Source organism: Agrobacterium sp. a22-2 (genome assembly GCF_012276985.1).
Taxonomy (GTDB): Bacteria; Pseudomonadota; Alphaproteobacteria; order Rhizobiales; family Rhizobiaceae; genus Allorhizobium.
The window spans coordinates 211,902-230,465 of the sequence record NZ_JAAXMM010000009.1; the positions used below are offsets into that span (position 1 = coordinate 211,902).

The 18,564-nt window shown below is 60.9% G+C and carries 17 protein-coding genes; 4 read left to right on the forward strand and 13 right to left on the reverse strand.

The window, feature by feature from the left end:
- Positions 1-69 precede the first annotated feature (69 nt).
- Entirely contained in the window at positions 70-1,305 is a 1,236-nt protein-coding gene (locus HFC70_RS15830; RefSeq protein WP_168474232.1) for an ABC transporter substrate-binding protein, read from the reverse strand.
- A gap of 449 nt (positions 1,306-1,754) precedes the next feature.
- Here HFC70_RS15830 and HFC70_RS15835 point away from each other — a divergent pair, with 449 nt between their 5' ends.
- Positions 1,755-2,798, forward strand: coding sequence for a LacI family transcriptional regulator (locus HFC70_RS15835; RefSeq protein ID WP_168474233.1), 1,044 nt, complete (start codon positions 1,755-1,757; stop codon positions 2,796-2,798).
- Positions 2,799-2,917: 119 nt separating this feature from the next.
- On the opposite strand, the gene gndA is transcribed toward HFC70_RS15835, so the two are convergent.
- The 5 genes from gndA to ccoG form a co-directional block, all read right to left on the reverse strand.
- Positions 2,918-4,345, reverse strand: a complete 1,428-nt coding sequence (gene gndA / locus HFC70_RS15840) for an NADP-dependent phosphogluconate dehydrogenase (RefSeq protein WP_168474234.1) — start codon at positions 4,343-4,345, stop codon at positions 2,918-2,920.
- A gap of 192 nt (positions 4,346-4,537) precedes the next feature.
- Positions 4,538-4,693, reverse strand: coding sequence for a cbb3-type cytochrome oxidase assembly protein CcoS (gene ccoS, locus HFC70_RS15845; RefSeq protein ID WP_168474235.1), 156 nt, complete (start codon positions 4,691-4,693; stop codon positions 4,538-4,540).
- On the reverse strand, positions 4,690-6,996 hold the full coding sequence (locus HFC70_RS15850; RefSeq protein WP_168474236.1) for a cation-translocating P-type ATPase: 2,307 nt from the start codon (positions 6,994-6,996) through the stop codon (positions 4,690-4,692). The genes ccoS and HFC70_RS15850 overlap by 4 nt, the downstream gene beginning before the upstream one ends.
- Positions 6,993-7,490, reverse strand: a complete 498-nt coding sequence (locus HFC70_RS15855; protein ID WP_168474237.1) for a FixH family protein — start codon at positions 7,488-7,490, stop codon at positions 6,993-6,995. Before HFC70_RS15855 ends, HFC70_RS15850 begins: the two co-directional genes overlap by 4 nt.
- Complete coding sequence (ccoG, locus tag HFC70_RS15860; protein ID WP_168474238.1) at positions 7,487-9,073, reverse strand: cytochrome c oxidase accessory protein CcoG; 1,587 nt, start codon at positions 9,071-9,073, stop codon at positions 7,487-7,489. Before ccoG ends, HFC70_RS15855 begins: the two co-directional genes overlap by 4 nt.
- Before the next feature lie 297 nt (positions 9,074-9,370).
- Between ccoG and HFC70_RS15865 the strand changes: the two genes are divergently transcribed.
- Both HFC70_RS15865 and HFC70_RS15870 read left to right on the forward strand, forming a co-directional pair.
- A complete protein-coding gene (locus HFC70_RS15865; RefSeq protein ID WP_168474239.1) occupies positions 9,371-10,426 on the forward strand; it encodes a S8 family serine peptidase in 1,056 nt (351 codons plus the stop codon).
- Between the two features lie 2 nt (positions 10,427-10,428).
- A complete protein-coding gene (locus HFC70_RS15870) occupies positions 10,429-11,019 on the forward strand; it encodes a hypothetical protein (protein ID WP_168474240.1) in 591 nt (196 codons plus the stop codon).
- Between the two features lie 114 nt (positions 11,020-11,133).
- Here the strand turns inward: HFC70_RS15870 and ccoP are convergent, their stop codons facing one another.
- Genes ccoP through ccoN form a run of 4 tightly spaced genes read right to left on the reverse strand, consistent with a single transcriptional unit; the run spans position 11,134 to position 14,535 of the window.
- Positions 11,134-11,997: a cytochrome-c oxidase, cbb3-type subunit III gene (gene ccoP / locus HFC70_RS15875; RefSeq protein WP_168474241.1), complete on the reverse strand. Its 864-nt coding sequence runs from the start codon at positions 11,995-11,997 to the stop codon at positions 11,134-11,136.
- Between the two features lie 3 nt (positions 11,998-12,000).
- On the reverse strand, positions 12,001-12,153 hold the full coding sequence (locus HFC70_RS15880) for a cbb3-type cytochrome c oxidase subunit 3 (RefSeq protein ID WP_168474242.1): 153 nt from the start codon (positions 12,151-12,153) through the stop codon (positions 12,001-12,003).
- Between the two features lie 10 nt (positions 12,154-12,163).
- The gene (gene ccoO / locus HFC70_RS15885; protein ID WP_168474243.1) at positions 12,164-12,895 is read right to left on the reverse strand and encodes a cytochrome-c oxidase, cbb3-type subunit II; all 732 of its coding nucleotides are present in this window, start codon (positions 12,893-12,895) and stop codon (positions 12,164-12,166) included.
- 11 nt (positions 12,896-12,906) lie between these two features.
- Positions 12,907-14,535, reverse strand: coding sequence for a cytochrome-c oxidase, cbb3-type subunit I (ccoN, locus tag HFC70_RS15890; RefSeq protein WP_168474244.1), 1,629 nt, complete (start codon positions 14,533-14,535; stop codon positions 12,907-12,909).
- Positions 14,536-14,840: 305 nt separating this feature from the next.
- Here ccoN and HFC70_RS15895 point away from each other — a divergent pair, with 305 nt between their 5' ends.
- On the forward strand, positions 14,841-15,362 hold the full coding sequence (locus HFC70_RS15895; protein WP_168474245.1) for a hemerythrin domain-containing protein: 522 nt from the start codon (positions 14,841-14,843) through the stop codon (positions 15,360-15,362).
- A gap of 30 nt (positions 15,363-15,392) precedes the next feature.
- Here HFC70_RS15895 and HFC70_RS15900 read toward each other — a convergent pair whose 3' ends face one another.
- The 3 genes from HFC70_RS15900 to HFC70_RS15910 all read right to left on the reverse strand — a co-directional run bounded on the left by HFC70_RS15900 (position 15,393) and on the right by HFC70_RS15910 (position 18,495).
- The gene (locus HFC70_RS15900) at positions 15,393-16,097 is read right to left on the reverse strand and encodes a PAS domain-containing protein (protein ID WP_168474246.1); all 705 of its coding nucleotides are present in this window, start codon (positions 16,095-16,097) and stop codon (positions 15,393-15,395) included.
- Positions 16,098-16,531: 434 nt separating this feature from the next.
- The gene (locus tag HFC70_RS15905; protein WP_168474247.1) at positions 16,532-17,461 is read right to left on the reverse strand and encodes a lipid A biosynthesis lauroyl acyltransferase; all 930 of its coding nucleotides are present in this window, start codon (positions 17,459-17,461) and stop codon (positions 16,532-16,534) included.
- A gap of 5 nt (positions 17,462-17,466) precedes the next feature.
- A complete protein-coding gene (locus HFC70_RS15910) occupies positions 17,467-18,495 on the reverse strand; it encodes a zinc-binding dehydrogenase (protein WP_168474248.1) in 1,029 nt (342 codons plus the stop codon).
- Between the last annotated feature and the right edge of the window lie 69 nt (positions 18,496-18,564).

Sequence of the window (18,564 nt, forward strand, 5' to 3'; positions counted from 1 at the left end):
AAGTGTTTCGGGTTCGACAGCCGGCCCCGCAATGCGGGACCGACCTCTCAAGACAACGAACCTTTAAGTTCAGTCGGCCGCGGCAATGATGTCGGTGAAGCGCTTCTGCGCATCGTCCGGCGTCATCGTGGCAGTGGCGAAGAATTCCGAGAAAAGATCCTCGAGCTGCTTCTGGGTGTCGGCGGATACCAGCTGGTCGGTGCTGGTGATGACATTGCCCTTGGCCAGAATGTCGAGGCCCTTCTTCATGCAGTCGTTCGCAGCCGCCAGATCGACGTCGCCGCGGACCGGCAGCGAGCCTTTCTTCAGGTTGAATGCAACCTGCGTCTTGGCGCTGACCAGTGTGGAGGCCAGAACCTCCTGGGCCTTGGACTTTTCCTCGTCCTTCAGAACCGGGAAGTAGAAGGCGTCGCCACCCGTGGTGATGATCTCGTTGACGCCGAGACCGGGAAGGCAGGTATAGTCGGTGCCTGCGACCTGGCCGGCCAGCTGGAATTCACCCTGTGCCCAGTCGCCCATGATCTGGCCGCCGGCCTTGCCGGTGATCACCATGTTGGTCGCCTGGTTCCAGTCCTGCACATTGCTGCCTTTCGACATGCGACGTGCATCGTCGGCGGCCTTGAAGACCTTGCCGATTTCAGGACCGCCGGCCATTTCGGCGTCCTTGTCCTGGTAGACCTTGAGATAGGCGTCCTTGCCGCCGATGGCGATCATCAGAACGCCGAAGGCACCGGTGGCCTGCCACGGTTGGCTACCCATCGCGAGCGGCCGGATGCCGGCTTTTTCAAGCGCCGGGGCCGCTGCGACGAACTCGTCCCAGTTCTTCGGCACGTCGACGCCGGCTGTCTTGAAGGCCGCATTGGACAACCACAGCCACTGCCAGGAATGGATGTTGACGGGTGCGCAATAGATCTTGCCGTCAATGGTGCAGGAGTCCAGCAGGCTGAGCGGGCGGATGAAATCCTTCCACTTTTCCTTTTCGGCGACATCGGTCAGGTCCCGCATCAGGCCTGACTCGGCCAGTTCCTCGGCCTGGCGGCCGTGATTGAACTGGGTGGCGGCCATCGGGTCGCCGCCGGTAATGCGACTGACCATGATCGGACGGGCGGTACCGCCGGATCCGGCAATGGCTCCATCGATCCATTTGTTGCCGGTGGCATCGAATGCCTTGGCCAATTCGGCGACCGCCGCGGCCTCCCCGCCGGATGTCCACCAATGGGTTACCTCCAGGTCGGCGGCATGTGCCGCCCCGAAAGGCAATACGACGCTTGCGGCTAGAGCTACCGCTACGCTACGAAAATTCATGAGTCTCCTCCCTCACTGAAACGTTGCCGTAAAAACCTAGTCTAATCATTTTGGCGACGCAACCACTCAGAGCGATTTTTTTCTTTCTGCGATTTTATACACTCATTAGGTGTATACGACCTCGATCCTCCCTGCCTCGCAATCGTGCAGTTCTCGCAACGCAACATGTCGTTCTTGCATTGAAAATGCTTCCATAATGCCGCTATCTGGCCAAATAGTTGCCACAAGAACAAAAACAGGCTCTCGCAGCTGCAAAAACACGCAGCCTTTCCGCCGCCATTCAACCCTCGGTAACTCCTTGCCCGGATCCCGGAATAAATCGCTCGACAAATCTACTGTATCGTTACAGATTTGACATTTCCGACAGTCGCCTGACAGGCAACCACACCCGTTTGCAGCAGGGGCAATGACAACTATACTCACGAACAGCAGGCAGTGACGGGGTAGGCATGAAACAGGACATCGAGGGTGACAAGGCCGGCGTCGAGGCGACGTCACGGGAGCGGCCAACGCTCAAAACCATCGCCTTCATGACGGGGCTTGGCATTACCACCGTTTCGCGCGCCCTGAAGGATGCCTCCGATATCGGCGCGGAGACCAAGGAACGGGTGCGCATGGTGGCCCGGCAGCTGGGCTATCAGCCGAACCGCGCCGGCGTCAGGCTCAGGACCGGCAAGACCAATGTCATTGCGCTCGTTCTCAGCGTCGAGGAAGAGGTCATGGGGTTGACCTCCAACCTGGTGTTCGGCATTTCGGAAGTTCTCAACAGCACCTCCTATCATCTTGTCGTGACGCCCCATTCCAACAGCCGCGACCCGATGGTGCCGATCCGCTACATTCTCGACACCGGCTCGGCCGACGGCGTGATCATCTCTCGCATGGAACCGAACGACCCGCGCGTGCGGCTGTTGACCGAGCGGCACATGCCGTTTGCCACCCATGGCCGCACCGACATGGGCATCGTCCATCCCTTTCACGATTTCGACAACGAGCGCTTTGCGCGCGAGGCCGTGGCGCGGCTGGCCGCCAAGGGCTGTCGGCGGATCGCCATCCTGATGCCGCCACCGCAGCTGACCTTCTGGTCGCATACGCGGGCCGGCTATCTCGCCGGGTTGAAGTCGACGGGATGCGAAGAGGTCGCCATACCGACGGTCAATATCGACTCGCGGCTTTCGGCAATCCGGGATGCTGTGGAGCAGGTGATGCAGGGGCCAGATGCGCCTGATGGCTTCATCTCGTGCAGCGGCAATTCAACGATCGCAGTGATGGCCGGCATCGAGGCGGCCGGCAAGGCGATCGGCAAAGATGTCGAACTGGTCTCGAAACAGAACAGCGGCATCCTCAACTGGATCCGGCCGGATATCATCACCATGAACGAGGACATCCGAACAGCCGGCCGCGAACTGGCCAAAGCCGTGATCGGCCAGATCGATGGCGCCGGCCCGCTGACGCTGCAAAGCATCAGCGAACCGAACTGGACGGTCATGGACTAAAGCGTGTCGCGATCTTTCAGATTCGCTCGTCACGCTTTACCTCTTTGCTTTGTCGCATGTCGTCATCCCGAAACCGGTGCCCACTTTCGTGCGACATGCTTTAGGCCGAATGGGCGGGGTTATGCCGCCCCGCTGCCCCAGGGACCATGCGGGCGATCCACGCCGTCGAGGCGCTCGAAGCCATGGGCACCGAAGAAATCGCGTTGCGCCTGGATCAGGTTGGCCGTGCCGCGACCGCGGCGATAGGAATCGAAATAGGACAGCGCCGACGACAGGGCCGGAACGGGCAGACCGTTCAGCGCCGCATAGGAGACGACCCGGCGAAGCGCACCATCGGTGTCCTTGACCATTTTCGAGAAGGCCGGCGTGACGATCAGGTTGGCGACATCGGGCTCCTTGGTGAAGGCCGAGGTGATCTCGTCGAGGAACTGCGAGCGGATGATGCAGCCGGCCCGCCAGATGCGGGCAATGGTCGGCATGGGCAGAGACCAGCCGAAGTCCTTGGAGGCTGCCGCCATCACGGCAAACCCTTGAGCATAAGCGGCAATCTTCGCTGCCAGCAGCGCGCTCTCCAGATCGGCCAGGAAGGCCATGCCGTCATGGTTCTTGCGTTCGACCTTCGGCGGCAGGCCGAAGATCTTTTCGGCAGCCAGGCGCTCCTGGCGCTGCGAGGAGAGTACACGGCCGGCGACGGCCGCCTCGATGGCGGTTGCGGCAACCCCCATGTTCTGAGCCTCGATGACCGACCATTTGCCGGTGCCCTTCTGTCCGGCGCTATCGAGGATCACATCGACCATCGGCTTGCCGGTGACCGGATCCGTGGCTTTCAGAACCTTTTCGCTGATTTCGATCAGGTAGGAATTGAGGCGGCCTGTGTTCCACTGGCCGAAGACATCGCCGATGGCCGAAGCACTCATCCCGAGGCCATCGCGCAGGATGCCGTAGATTTCGGCGATCATCTGCATATCGGCATATTCGATGCCGTTGTGGATGGTCTTGACGAAATGGCCGGCGCCGTCATTGCCGAGCCAGGCGACGCAAGGGTCATCGTTGAACTTCGCGGAAATCGAGGTCAGCACCGGCTCGACCCGCTTCCAGCTTTCTTCCGTGCCGCCGACCATGATCGACGGACCATGACGGGCGCCCTCTTCGCCACCCGATACGCCCATGCCGATAAAGGTCAGGCCGCTGTCCTTCAGCGCGTCAAACCGGCGGATCGTATCGCGGAAATTGGCATTGCCGGCATCGATCATGATATCGTTGGCGGACAGATAGGGTTTAAGAAGATCCATCTGCTGGTCGACCGCGTCGCCAGCCTTGATCATGATGATGATCGGGCGCGGCGGTCGGATCGCCTCGACGAATTCCTCGACGGTGGCGCAACCGATGATATTGCCGGCAAGAGCGCCTGCTTCGGCGACGAATTCCTGCGTCCTGGCCGGCGTCCGGTTGAACACTGCGATCCGGTTGCCCTTTTCCGCAATGTTCAGGGCAAGGTTCGATCCCATGACGCCGAGGCCGATCAGTCCGATTTCCGCCTTTTGCATCCCGCTTCTCCATTTCAATTGAAACACGTCAAATCAAGGTGGCTTTTGTGGCACTCCTTGGACGACGCGGCAAGGGCTGCCGCGCGATGATGCGTAAACTCAGTTTCTGAAAAACGGATGAAACAAAGACGGGAGAAAATGGCCATGCTGCCGCGGTCGGCTCCGTTTTCAGCAGCATGGGATCGCTCGTAATCAGGGCGACGGGCGGTCGTCGTCGTCGTCGAGGGCGCGCCAGGCGGCTCCCTCGAGATCCTCGTACTGGCCGCTTTTGAGCGACCAGAGAAACGCGAACAGCCCCAGACCGCCCAGAAACAGGGCGATCGGAATGAGGTAGACGAGCATGTTCATGACGCAAGCCTTGTGCCGGCGGCCACCACCGGCGGCAGGCGTGGCTCACTGGCCTCCGTCGACCGTTTGAGGTTGAGACGGTTCAATCTCAGGGCATTGACCACGACGATGATCGACGAGGTCGACATGGCAATGGAGGCGATCAGCGGCGTTGCGTAGCCGGCCAGAGCGATCGGCACGGCAATGACGTTGTAGCCGATCGCCAGGGCAAAATTCTCGCGAATCAGCCGGCCGGCGCGGCGGGATGCTTCGATGGCGAAGGGCACGGCTTCAAGGCTTTCGTGCATGAAGACGAAATCGGCGGCCTGACGACCGACATCGGCAGCTGTCGCCGGTGCGATCGACACATGGGCGGCCGACAGGGCCGGTGCATCGTTGATGCCGTCGCCGACCATCAGCAGCTTGTGGCCGCTGTCGCGGGCATCCGTGCAGGCCTCCGCCTTGTCACGTGGCGACAGGCCGGCCCGCCAGTAGTCGATGCCAAGACGCTCGCTGAGCGCCGCCACGACGGCCGGGCGGTCGCCGGACAGGATGCCGACGGAAAAGCCCTTTTGCCTCAGGTCTGACACCGCCTTCTGCGCGCCGGAGCGCAGCGTGTCCTCGAACTGGAAAGTCTGCAGCTCGACGCCGTTCAGCGACAGCACGACCTCGGAGAGCGACGCCGGATCGGCCGTGGCGTCATCCGCATCGCCGCAGGCAAATCGCCGGTTGCCGAGCCGGTACATGCCTTCGGCAGCCTCGGCCTCGACGCCCGAGCCGGGGATCTCGCGAACACCGTCGAAATATTGCATGACGCCTTCGGCCGCCCGGAAGATGGCCCTCGACAGCGGGTGCCGCGAGAGCGATGCCAGGCCGGCGGCAATGGCCAGGTTCTGCGCGCTGACATTGGCCCGATTGACCAGCCGCGGCCGGCCCAGCGTCAGCGTTCCCGTCTTGTCGAAAGCGACCGTATCGATTTCGGCCAGCCGCTCCATGGCCGAGCCGTCCTTGACCATGATGCCGTTCTTGAACAGGCGGCCGGCGGCCACGACCTGGACGACCGGAACGGCCAGACCCAGCGCGCAAGGGCAGGTGATGATCAGCACGGCGATGGCGACCAGCATGGCATGCTTCCAGTCGCCGTCGTAAAGCCCCCAGGAGACGAAGGCGGTGATCGCCAGCAAATGCACGGCGGGAGAATAGTATTGCGCCGCCCGGTCGGCGATGCGCCGATACCGCGCCCTGCCCCCTTCGGCGGCCTCCATCAGGCGGACGATCTCCGACAGGAACGAATTCTGCGCCGTCGCGGTTGCGGAAATCGTCAGCGATCCGGTGAGGCTCAATGTGCCGGCCTGTACAGCAGACCCCACAGTCACCGGCAGCGGCGCGCTTTCGCCATTGACGATCGAGACATCCATGTCGGTGGCACCGGCGATCACCATACCGTCGACCGGCACCCGTTCGCCGGCGGTAATGGCGATATGGTCGCCGACCTTGATGTCCTCGACGGGACGGTATTCGCGCGTACGGTCTGGATTGACGACCATGGCGCCGCGCGGGCTGAGCCGCGCCAGGCCGCTGATCGCCGAGCGGGCCTTTTCGCGCATGATGTGATCGAGCGTCCGGCCGATCAGCAGGAAGAACAGCAGCGATACCGTCGCATCGAACCAGGCATGTTCGCCATGGTAGATCGTCTCCCAGAGCGAGACGAAATAGGAGAGCGTGATCGCCAGCGCGATCGGCACGTCCATATTGGTGCGGGCATGCCGGATGGCGTTCCAGGCCGACTGGTAGAAGAAGCGACCGGCATAGATCAGGGCCGGTGCGGCAATCATCGCCGAGATCCAGTGGAACATGTCGCGGGTCGACGCATCCGCACCCGACCAGACCGATACCGACAGCAGCATGATATTGGTCGCGGCAAAGCCGGAGACGGCAACGGCGCGGATCAGCTTGTTGCGCAGCTCGTCGGCGGCTCCCTCCGCTGCGGTAAACAGATGGGATTCGTAGCCGGTCGCCGCAATCGCCCGCACGATGACGGTCGGATCGGTCGGGATGTCGCCGACCTTGTCCTTCCAGACGACGGCGACGCGCTTCGAGGAGAGATTGACGCGGGCCCGCTCGACTTCGGGCAGCGCCCGCAAGGCTCTTTCCAGGGTGGAGATGCAGGCGCCGCAATAGACGGCGGGGACGCTGAGGTCGATCTGCCACAGACCGTCGCCGAGGTCACGGCTTGAAAGCCGCAATTCCTCCGGGGACGGCAGACCGTGGCTGGCCCGCTCGATATCCAGCGCCCCTTCCGTTCCCGCCGCGCAGCAGCTCATTTTGCCTCTCCAATTACCGCAATACGATTGGCTTCGTGCATGATGGTCTTGTCGCCCTTGATCGCGATCACTTCGACGATCCAGTGGCCGGGCAGTACGTCATGCTGAGCACTGTAGCGACCATTGCCGATCGGCAGCATTTCGGCGATGAAATCCTGATGTTCGCCAACCGGGCGCTTGAAATGGGCCGTGACCTTGTCCGCCTCGACCGGGCCGCTACCGGGGATGGTGAGGTCATAGAGGATTTCGCCCTTCGACACCGTCAGCTTGCCCTTGATGCCGGTTGCCAGCATGTCGCGGATCGCCGCCGCCTTGCCGTTGAATTCCTGGCTGGCGATATAGGTGTTCTTGACGACGAGGCCGCTCCATGTCGTCGTGGCGAAATAGGCCATGGTCAGGTTGACCGAGATGATCGTTCCGAAGAACAGGATCAGCACGCCGAACATGTGCCATCCGGTGAAGACGAAGCCGGCCTTCTCCTCTCTTGCACTCATTTCTTTACTCCTGGTCCGTTGAAGACAGCCGTATAGGCATCCTGTTCCTCGCTGGCGGCATCCTTGGCAATGACCCGGAATTCCTCCGAGGTCCATGCCACCTGATCGCCCGGCATCGTTACGAAGATTTTCAAAGTGGTCGCTTCATCGGGCTCGACCGAGACGGAGAACGAACGCACTTCGTCCGCAGCAAGACCGTTTACCTTCATCGTCGCATCCGGCAGGCCGTCGATCGATACGATGATATTGCGCGGTTCGGGGATCATGTTCAAGATGCGCACGGTATATCCGTTACGGATCGAACCGTCCGATTCCAGCACATATTGCGGGTTGCGATCATGCAGCACGTTGAGCTCAAGCCGGTCGCGACCGAGCAGCGCCACCACGAGGCCGACGCCCACGGCCAGCCACACGCCCATGTAGAGCAGCGTGCGGGGGCGCAGGATGATGCGCCAGTTGAAGTGGCGGACCTTGTCGCTGAAGCTGCCATCGGGCTTGCGGACATTTTCCGGAATGATTCCCGTCGTGCCGTTGTTGGTGGCAAGCGCCATGTTGCCCTGATACTCGTCCAGAGTCGCATAGGCGATCAGGCCGCGCGGCTTGCCGATCTTGTCCATGACGCCGTCGCAGGCGTCGATGCACAGGGCACAGGTGATGCATTCGAGCTGCTGGCCATCGCGAATATCGATGCCCATGGGACAGACCGCCACGCAGGCATTGCAGTCGACGCAATCGCCGATGCTTTCACCGGCCGCGGCCGCCTTCTTGGCATGGCGGGTGCGCGGCTCGCCGCGCCAGTCGTTATAGGTGACGACCAGCGAATCTTCGTCGAGCATGGCTGCCTGGATACGCGGCCAGGGGCACATATAAATACAGACCTGCTCGCGCATCAGCCCGCCGAAGACATAGGTCGTAATCGTCAGGACGGCGACGGTCATATAGGCCACCGGTGCCGCATTGCCCTGGATGAATTCCATCGCCAGATCAGGCGCGTCGGCGAAGTAGAAGATCCAGGCGCCACCGGTCAACACAGCGATGACCAGCCACACGGCATGCTTGGTCACCCGCTTCCAGATCTTGTCGATGGTCCAGGGGGCGGTATCGAGCTTGATCCGCGCATTGCGGTCGCCCTCGATGAACCGCTCGATCACCAGGAAAAGATCGACCCAGACGGTCTGGGGACAGGTATAGCCGCACCAGGCACGCCCGACCGCCGAGGTGATCAGAAAGAGGCCGAAGCCGGCCATGACCAGCAGGCCGGCGACGAAGATGAACTCCTGCGGCCAGATCTCGATGAAGAAGAAATAGAAGCGGCGATGGGCCAGATCGATCAGCACGGCCTGATCCGGCGCATAGGCGCCGCGATCCCAGCGCAGCCACGGCGTCAGGTAGTAGATGCCGAGGGTCACCAGCATGACCAGCCATTTGAACTGCCGGAAACGCCCGGAAGCGCGCTTGGGGAAGATCTTGGCGCGGGCTTCATAAAGCGGACGGCGGGTCTTGGCCGAGTTTACCGCTTCCGCATCCGAACGTTCGACTTCGGCGGATGCCGCCGCCCTGTCATTGGCTTCCTGCAAGTTCATTGGAAAAGACCTCTCGTTCTTTCGCTTCTTCTCCCATTTCCGTTCTTGCCCCGCCTTGACTTATATCAAGCAGCGACCAAGCGTCGCTGCTCGCTGCTGTCACCCTTTACTCGCCGCACCGTCCTCCGCAACGCCGATGGCAGTCAACGCAGCCGCAGCACAGGCAGTTATGGTTTCCATTTGAAAGCTCGCTGGAATCGTGCAACCATCAAACCGGTTGCCAGAGGCTGTAGAATGAGGCACTTGCGGCTCGCTTTCGGCGTTGTCTGGTTGGCGGTTGTCTTCGGGGACGCTGAGATGACGGCGTTTGCAGACGAAACATCAGGTCATGGCGAATTGCTCGGATCGGCAGACGATCTGTCTGGCTTCCTCGGCTCGGATCCGGACAAACTGACGTATTCGCTTGCAGCCCAGCCGCCGCCTGAACTCGCGAATCCCGCCTCCGCAAGAACAATCGCGATCGGTGTCGTGGATTCCGGCGTGAACTTCCTGCATCCCCAGATCGCACCTTATCTTGCGGGAGCCAAATCCTTTACAGATGAGGGCGCCGAGGACACGATTGGCCACGGCACCGCAGTAGCAGCGACGGCGATGAGCGCTAGCGGCGGGTTTGCGGCGCTGTACTCGGCGAAAGTTACGGACAGCGGGCACCGCCCTCAGGTTGCGGCCGTTGTGGATGCCATCGAATGGCTGGCAGCAGTGGATGTCGACGTCATCAACATGAGCTTGGGTTTCGATCCCTCCGTCGCCGAGGTGCATTCGATCTGCGCCAGCATTGCGAGACATCCGACGATCTTTTTCGTCGTGGCAGCGGGAAATCGTGGACCAGACTGGCGGCCGATCCCTGCGGCCTGCGACGGCCCCAACATCATGGTCACCGCCAGCGACGAGCCCAGTTCAGGGACGGGTAGCGTCACGGCTCCGCGGCCGTTGGCAGTGAACCGCATCGGGTTTCTCGTGGCGGCAGCTCAAGCCCGCCTAGCCGCTGGCGACGACCAAGGCACAGTGTCGATGCTCGATGAGGTGCTGCGCAAGGATCCCGATCATTTGTCTGCCCTTTATCTGGATGCCGCCGCCCGGTTCCGGCTCGGACAAACGCAGGAAGCCCTTACGCAGACTGACCGACTGATCGCCCTTTCAGCCGGTACACCCGCCCCACAAGCTCTTTGGCTGAATGCGCTGGCTGCGGCCAATCTTGCTGACGCGCCGAAGGCAATAGCCACACTGCAGCGTCTTCTCGACATCGCGCCGGGAGATCGGCGGGCGGCGGAGCTTCTGGCATTCCTGCAGCAGCCCGACATACAACTTCCGAACGCGCTCGCCGCATTTTTCGAAAAAGAAGAGGATCCCTAAAAATGGATATCACGTCCCTGCCCGCGATCCTGCCGACCTATCCCACCTATATCCGCGCCATTATGGTCGGGACGGCGGTTTTCTGGAGCGTCGCCTATGTCGCCCTGTTATTCAACGCGCCGCCAGCCCCCAAGCCGCAGGTAACGTTGAGCAAGTTCGAACAGGTGTTTCGCGAGGACGCACCTGGCGCCCTTATTTTCGAGGTCATGGTTACAAACAATACAGGCAAGATCTTAGCGATCACCGGTGCGGAGTTGATCTACTACAAGGACAAGCTCGATCTCTCCGGGCTTCAGTCCAACCAGCCGGTCAGCGCAACCTATGTGATCGCCAGGAGCGAGGCGGGCCTCTCCGCGTCGAGCGGCGATGGCATTTCACGAACAGTCACGCAAAATCTCCCATTTGCCGGACAGCCAGTGATGGAAGTCGCGCTGTCGCTGGGCCAGACGGTTGAAAGCGGCAAAGCGGATCGATTCCTCATTATGCTAAAAGAGGGCGATACGGTGCCGCCGGCAGCAAATATGATGCGCGTCACCCTCAAGATGGACGACAAATCGGAACTCAAGACGGACATTTCGCTCACGCGCAAGTAGCAGTGGGGAAGATCGGTGCTGCCCAACCCAAAAAGCGACGTCCTGCCGAAGACGGTTCTCGACCTCGGCAGGACATCTTTCAAGACGGAAACGACGTCGTCCTGATCTCAGCGATCATTCGCCGCCGCCCAACTGGTGGACGTAGATGGCCAGTTCCTTGACGGTGGTCTCTCCCAGGCGCGCGGTCCAGGCTGGCATGACGCCATGCTTGGGTCCGGCGATCTGGCTGGCAATGCCCGCCTCGCCGTTGGCCTTCAGCCAGATGGCATCGGCCAGGTTCGGCGCACCGAAATCACGACCGCCCTTGGCATCTTCGCCGTGGCACGAGGCGCAATTGTCGGCAAACAGCTGCTTGCCCGGCTCAACCATCGCCGCATCGGCCGGCGTTCCGGTCAGGCTGACCACATAGGCGGCGACCTGCTTGACCTGTTGCGGCTCAAGAATGTCGGCAAAGGCCGGCATTTCGGAGACGCGGGTGTCCGGATCGCTTTCATAGCGGATGCCATGGGACAGCGTGGTGTAGATCGATTCCAGATCGCCACCCCACAACCAGTCGTCGTCATTGAGGTTCGGGTAGCCCGGACCGCCGGCAGCACCCGACCCATGGCAGGTCGTGCAGTTCACCTTGAAGGCGGCGGCACCGCCAGCCACGGCGAACTGGGCCAGTTCCTTGTCAGCCACGATCTCGCTCAACGGCAAAGCTGCGATCTTGTCGAGATAGACAGCCTGCGACGCCTTGGCAACCGTCAGTTCCTTTGCCACATCCGCCCGGCTCGAATAGCCCAGAAGGCCCTTTGTCGAGTCGGTCAGCAAGGGGATCGAGGGATAGGCAATGGCGTAGCCGATCGCCCAGACGATGGTCGCATAGAAGGTCCAGACCCACCAGCGCGGCATCGGGTTGTTCAGTTCGCGGATGCCATCCCACTCGTGGCCAGTGGTTTCGACGCCACTGATTTCGTCAATATGCTTTCCAGACATCTCTTAATCCTCCTTGAGAGGGATGCTTGCCGCTTCGTCGGCGGATGACTTTCCGCCGGGCCGAAACGTGAAGAAGATTACGCCAACGAAGAACAAGGCCATGGCCAGAAGGCCCCAGCTGTCGGCGAAGTGGCGCATGGCCGTGTAGGTTTCCATAACAGCCTCCTCAACGATATCCGGTTGCGTCGTCGTAAGTGGTGAAGTCGACCAGCGTGCCGAGCATCTGGAGGTAGGACACGAGTGCGTCCATCTCGGTCAGCTGAGCCGGGTTGCCGTCGAAATCGCCGATCTTGGCCTTGGGATAGCGGGCCAGAAGCCCCGCCGTATCCGCATTCGGGTCAGCCTGCGCTGCCAGATCGGCCTTGGCGTTCTCCACCATCTCATCCGTGTAAGGAACGCCGACGATCGCATTGGCCTTGAGGTCCATGCTGACATCGGTGATCTTCAGCGGCGTCTGCTTCAGGAACGAGTAGCTCGGCATGACCGATTCCGGCACGACGTCGCGCGGCTCGGTCAGATGCTGGACATGCCATTCGTTGGAGTAGCGATCCCCGACCCGGGCCAGATCCGGCCCGGTGCGCTTCGATCCCCACTGGAACGGATGGTCGTACATCGATTCCGCGGCCAGCGAATAATGGCCGTAGCGTTCCACTTCATCGCGGAACGGACGGATCATCTGGCTATGACAGACATAGCAGCCTTCCCGGATGTAGATGTTGCGACCGGCCAGCTCCAGCGGCGAATAAGGCCGCATGCCTTCCACCTTTTCGATGGTGTTCTCCAGGTAGAAGAGCGGAGCGATTTCAACGATGCCACCGATGGTTACGACCAGCAGCGAACCGAGGAACAGGAGGCTCGAGTTCTTTTCGAGAATTTGGTGTTTGTCGAGAATAGACATCTCAGTCCTCCTTATTCAGCCGGCTGAACTGCAGCGGGCACAACCGATCCGGGGATCGGAGCTTCCTGCCGTTCGTAACCAAGGATCGTCATCACCACGTTGAAGGCCATGATGATGCCGCCAGCGAGGTACATGGCGCCGCCCAGCGCACGCAGGACGAAGTACGGGAACATGGCTGCGACCGATTCGGCGAACGAGTAGACCAGGAAGCCCTGATCGTCATATTCGCGCCACATCAGGCCCTGCTGGATACCGGCAACCCACATGACGGCGGCGTAGAGCACGATGCCGAGGGTGGCCAGCCAGAAGTGCCAGTTGACCAGACGCAGGCTGTAGAGCCGGTTGCGGTTCCAGAGCTTCGGCGTCAGGTAGTAGACGGCACCGAAGGTGATCATGCCGACCCAGCCAAGCGCGCCGGAGTGAACGTGACCGATGGTCCAGTCCGTGTAGTGGCTGAGCGAGTTGACGGCCTTGATGGACATCATCGGACCTTCGAAGGTCGACATGCCGTAGAAGGCGATGGCGATGACCATCATGCGGATGATCGGATCGGTACGGATCTTGTCCCAGGCGCCCGAAAGCGTCATCAGGCCGTTGATCATGCCGCCCCAGGAGGGCATCCACAGCATGATGGAGAAGACCATGCCGAGCGTCTGCGCCCAGTCCGGCAGAGCCGTGTAGTGCAGGTGATGCGGACCAGCCCAGATATACATGAAGATCAGGGCCCAGAAGTGGATGATCGACAGGCGGTAGGAATAGACCGGACGTCCCGATTGTTTTGGCACGAAATAGTACATCATGCCGAGGAAGCCGGCCGTCAGGAAGAAGCCGACAGCGTTATGGCCGTACCACCACTGGGTCAGGGCGTCCTGGACACCGGAGAAGACCGAGTAGCTCTTCGAGCCGAGGAAGGACACCGGCATCGACAGATTGTTGACGATATGCAGCATCGCGATGGTGACGATGAAGGACAGATAGAACCAGTTCGCGACATAGATGTGGCTCTCCTTGCGGGTCATGATCGTACCCATGAAGACGACCAGATACGCCACCCAGACCAGGGTCAGCCAGAGGTCGACATACCATTCCGGCTCGGCATATTCACGACCTTCGGTGATGCCGAGGAGGTAGCCGGTTGCCGCCATGACGATGAAGAGCTGGTATCCCCAGAACACGAACCAGCCGAGAGACCCGCCGAACAGCCGCTGGCGCGAGGTGCGCTGCACGACGTAAAGGGAGGTTGCAATCAGCGCATTGCCGCCGAAGGCGAAGATGACCGCTGATGTGTGCAGCGGCCGCATACGGCCGAAGTTGAACCAGGGCTCGATGTTCAGGTCGGGAAAGGCCAGTTGCAACGCAACGACCACGCCGACGAGAAAGCCGACGACGCCCCAGAAGACCGTAGCGATGACGCCGTACTTGACGACCTCGTCGAAATATTCGGATTTCAGCTGCGCTGCCGTCTTGACGTTCGCGGGAGCGAAACTGGCACGGCGCAACATGATGATCGTGCCGCCAAGCAGCGCGAAAAAGGCCACCCACATATGGGCGGCAAAAAGGCTGTCATGGGCAAAAGCGACCCCGAGCAGCGCGGCGAAGGCCAGAACGGCCATCGCCATGGTCTCTAACGTGTAATTCATTGTTGGAATCCCCCAACGGCTTGCTGATCTCTCACAGGCATACCTTCTGCACACTTGGCATTGGGATATCCTCTGCGTCGTATGCAGAATTGCCATCCATGCCGAGAAGACACCTTGATTTAAATCAATGCAAGTCGGCCGCGTTTTTCGGACAAAGAATAACGGCAAAGGTGCAGGCTGGAATCCGTGACGCTTCAGGTCGATTGCTCAAAAGAGCGGCGCCATGTGGCGCCCGCCAAATTGCTCCTCTCGCCATGATCACAAAGCTCTGAGCCTTCGCAGGCCCTGGAGACGGAGATGCGGACATGCAGTCAAAACAAGGCACAACAGGCGCGGAGGACACGGCGGGAAAGCCGGTGCCTTTTTGCGCGCTGAAAGAGGCGCGATCGCTGGCCTGGCTCAACCGCGCCCACGAGGAACAGCTTTCCCTGTGTCGCGAACTGGAAGAAATCGCCGATTCTCTGCCGGGCAGCATCAACCGCCAGAAATGCATCTATGCGGCAAAAGCACTGGGGCCGCTGATCCGCGGCATCCATCATTATGAGGAAAACGTCCTTTTCCCATGGCTGGAGGGCCGAATCGACAAGGCCCGCCCCATGCCGGAAACCCTCAGCCGGCTGAAATTCGAGCATTGCGAGGACGAGTGCTTCGCCGAAGAACTGACCGATGCCCTGCTGAAGCTCGGCTCCGGTGCGCCCGTCAACATGGAAGCGGTCGGCTATATGCTGCGCGGATTCTTCGAGGGCATGCGACGTCATATCGCATTCGAACGCGAACATCTGCTCAAAGAAATTCCCGAGGACACCATGGTCACCGATCGAAACTGACGGATCGGCCCATGATCAATGCCTGCGTCGTCAGCCGGCGCTCTCGCCTGCCGGTTCCGGCAGGTCGCGCTCTACCATAATCGCGCCGATGACGGGACCATCGCCGGCCTGCAGGGGCATAAAGCGGAAACAAACCGAAATCTCGGTCGACCCGAGCGATCGCCTGCCGCGACATTCGACCGGCTGACCGGCAAAGCACAGATCAAAATTCCGCCTCGCCACAGTCTCGAATAAATCTTCGCCCATGACATCGGACACGTGTCGTCCAATCAGGTCCAGAGAATCAAAATGAACCGCCGCGGCATGGGCGGCATTCGCATAGAGATAGCGGTAGTCGCGGGTCAGCACGAAAATCCGATCCGGAAGGGCATCGAGTATGGCTTCGTTCAGCACGATATCGTTGCTGAACGACTGATCGTTCGGGACCTTTCTGGCCGGGCGCAGCGGCAACGCCCCGTCGACCGGCGCTTTGCCGTCACCGAAATAACGATCAAGAAGGATAGCCAGCGCCGCCGAATGCCGTACGACGCACGAACGGTCGTCCGCGTCCTGGCGAACCAATTCGCCGACGAAGCGAAGCTGCTGGTGTATTTGTTGAGGAGTTTCTGCCTGATAGTCGATAATGGCCGAAATCAGCGGGTCCAGTTCGCGGTCCAGCAGCAGGACCAGTTCGTCATTGCCCACCCGAACTGCCTGCTGCAACTGGCGTGTCCGCAGCAAAACAGCATCGAACAACGCTGGCAGATGTCCCTCCCGTGTTCCCTGTGACATCGCCGACGCAACCACCTTTCGAAAGGAATACGTGCATTCCAGACCCGAAACCCACTGAACTACGCCGAGCCCTAGGTTACCAAAGCCCTCGATCCATTCTTCGATATTAACATGAATACGCCTCACATTCAACCAACCAAGTTTAGGGTGGCCCGCAAGCGATGTTAAATAAAGTATATCTTCGAAAAATCCGATTGCGTTGCTCACAAACCGGGGTGGTCGATAATTTCATATTATATTAAATTAGACATTCAATTTGTATAAACCCGCGATTACATGATAGCGCGACGATCGGCCAGCCGTTTGGAAACGGTGACGAATCGTCGCTACCCGGCAAGGCCTGCCGGCGCGCACCGTTCGGTGAAGATGCTGGCTTTCGTGGCCTCCGCCACAGGGTTTCAGAGCTGTCGCTTGATGTCCCAGCGGTCGTGATACCACAGCCACTGTTCGGGATATTCCCGCACCCAGGATTCGACCTTGTCATTCAGGAGCTGCGCGGTCGCCTGAACGTCCAGCAGCCCGTTCGCGTCACGCGGCAAGTCGACCTTCGGCTCTATTTCCAGGCGGAAGCGATTGTCGGGTAGACGAATGCAGCGGGCCGGATAGATCTCGCAATCGAACTGGCGCGCCAGCTTGGCCAGCAGCGGATTGGTGCGGACGTCCCGGCCGAAGAAGGAGGTCGGCGCGCCCTTTTGAAACTTCTGGTCGACGAGAACACCGACCCCGCCGCCCGCCTCCAGTTGCCGGGCCAGCGCAAAGGACGAGCCGGCATGGGACGGCACGAGCTTGCCCATGCGTGCCTTGCGGAATTCGAAGACCTTGTCGGCGACATAGGGATTGTTCGGCGGACGAAACAGCACGGTTACGTAAAGGCCAAAGGCAGCCCCCGCCACCGGCAGCAGCTCGAAACTGCCGGTGTGTGCGGTAAAGACGATGAACGGCCGCGGGTTGTCGCGCAGATCCATGAAGATCGGAATGCCGGACACCTCGATTCGCCCCTCGCCCTGGCGCTGCGGATCGAAATCGAAGATCTGGTCGAGGAAGATATATTCCGCGGCAAGCCGACCCATATGGCCCCAGCTCGCCAGCGCGATCGATTGAATGTCCTCGTCGCTCTTTTCCGGGAAGGCGTTGCGCAGATTGACCAGCATCAGCCGATGGCGGCTCAACTTCGGTCCGATCCGACGCATCAGCCAGTCGGCAAAACGGATCGCCGGATCGGCCGGCAAGAGCTTCAGGACGCTCAGGAAACCGAAAATCACCTGCGCCACCAGCCATTGCTGGAAGCGCCTGAAGCCGAGCACGAGGCGGGTGAGGATCATCTTCACCGGGGTCAATCCATCCGCAGGACGATTTTTCCGAAGACTTCGCGGGATTCCATGCGCAGCAGCGCCCGGTCGATCTCCTCGAGGCGGATTTCCGTGTCGATGACCGGATGCACCAGGCCGCGGGCCATCTTCTGCATGGCGTCGGCCATGTTTTCCATGCGGCAGCCGAAGGATCCGAGCAGCTTGAGCTGCTGCTGGAACAGCATCATCAGGTTGACATCGGTCGAGACGCCGGAGGTGGAGCCGCAGGTGACGAGCCGTCCGCCGCGCTTCAGGCAGAACATCGAGGCGGCAAAGGTATCCTTGCCGACATGTTCGAAGACCACGTCGACACCCTTCTTCTTGGTCAGCTTGCGCACCACGCCCTCAAACCGGTCGACCCGGTAATTGATGACGTGATCGGCGCCCAGCGCCTTGGCCCGCTCGATCTTGTCATCGGAGCCGACGGTGGTGATGACGGTGCAGCCGATCTTCTTGGCAAGCTGGATGGCAGCCGAACCGATGCCCGAGCCGCCGGCATGGATGAGGATGGTTTCGCCGGGCTCGAGCTTGGCATTGTCGAACAGCATGTGCTCGACGGTGCCGAAGGTGACGGGCGCCAGGGCGGCAGCCACGGCATCGACGCCGGGAGGAGCCGGGACCAGCAGGCGGGCCGGAATGTTGATCTTCTCCTGCGCGAAACCGTCGAGGTGGAAACCATGCACGCCGGCGACATTCTCGCACAGATTGTCGCGCTTCTCGCGGCAGGGCTTGCACAGGCCGCAGGTGCGCGCGCCGTAGACGGCGGCCAGCTGGCCCGGCAGAATGCTGCCGACGCCAGGCCCGATCGCCTCGACCACGCCGGAGGCCTCCGCGCCGATCACCAGCGGCATCTTGCGCTTGGCAAAGGCCATGCCGCGCCAGCCCCAGACGTCGATATGGTTGAGGGCAACGGCCTTGACGCGCAGGGTGACCTCCCCCGGGCCCGGAGCGTCGGGTTCCGGCAGATCGGTGATCTCAAGCTTGCGGTCATCGATAAGCTGCAAAGCGCGCATGAATTCCATCCTTCGCCCAAAGGCGTTCTGTCTTGCCTGTTCGTCTTTGCCGAGCCGATTAAGCCGGTT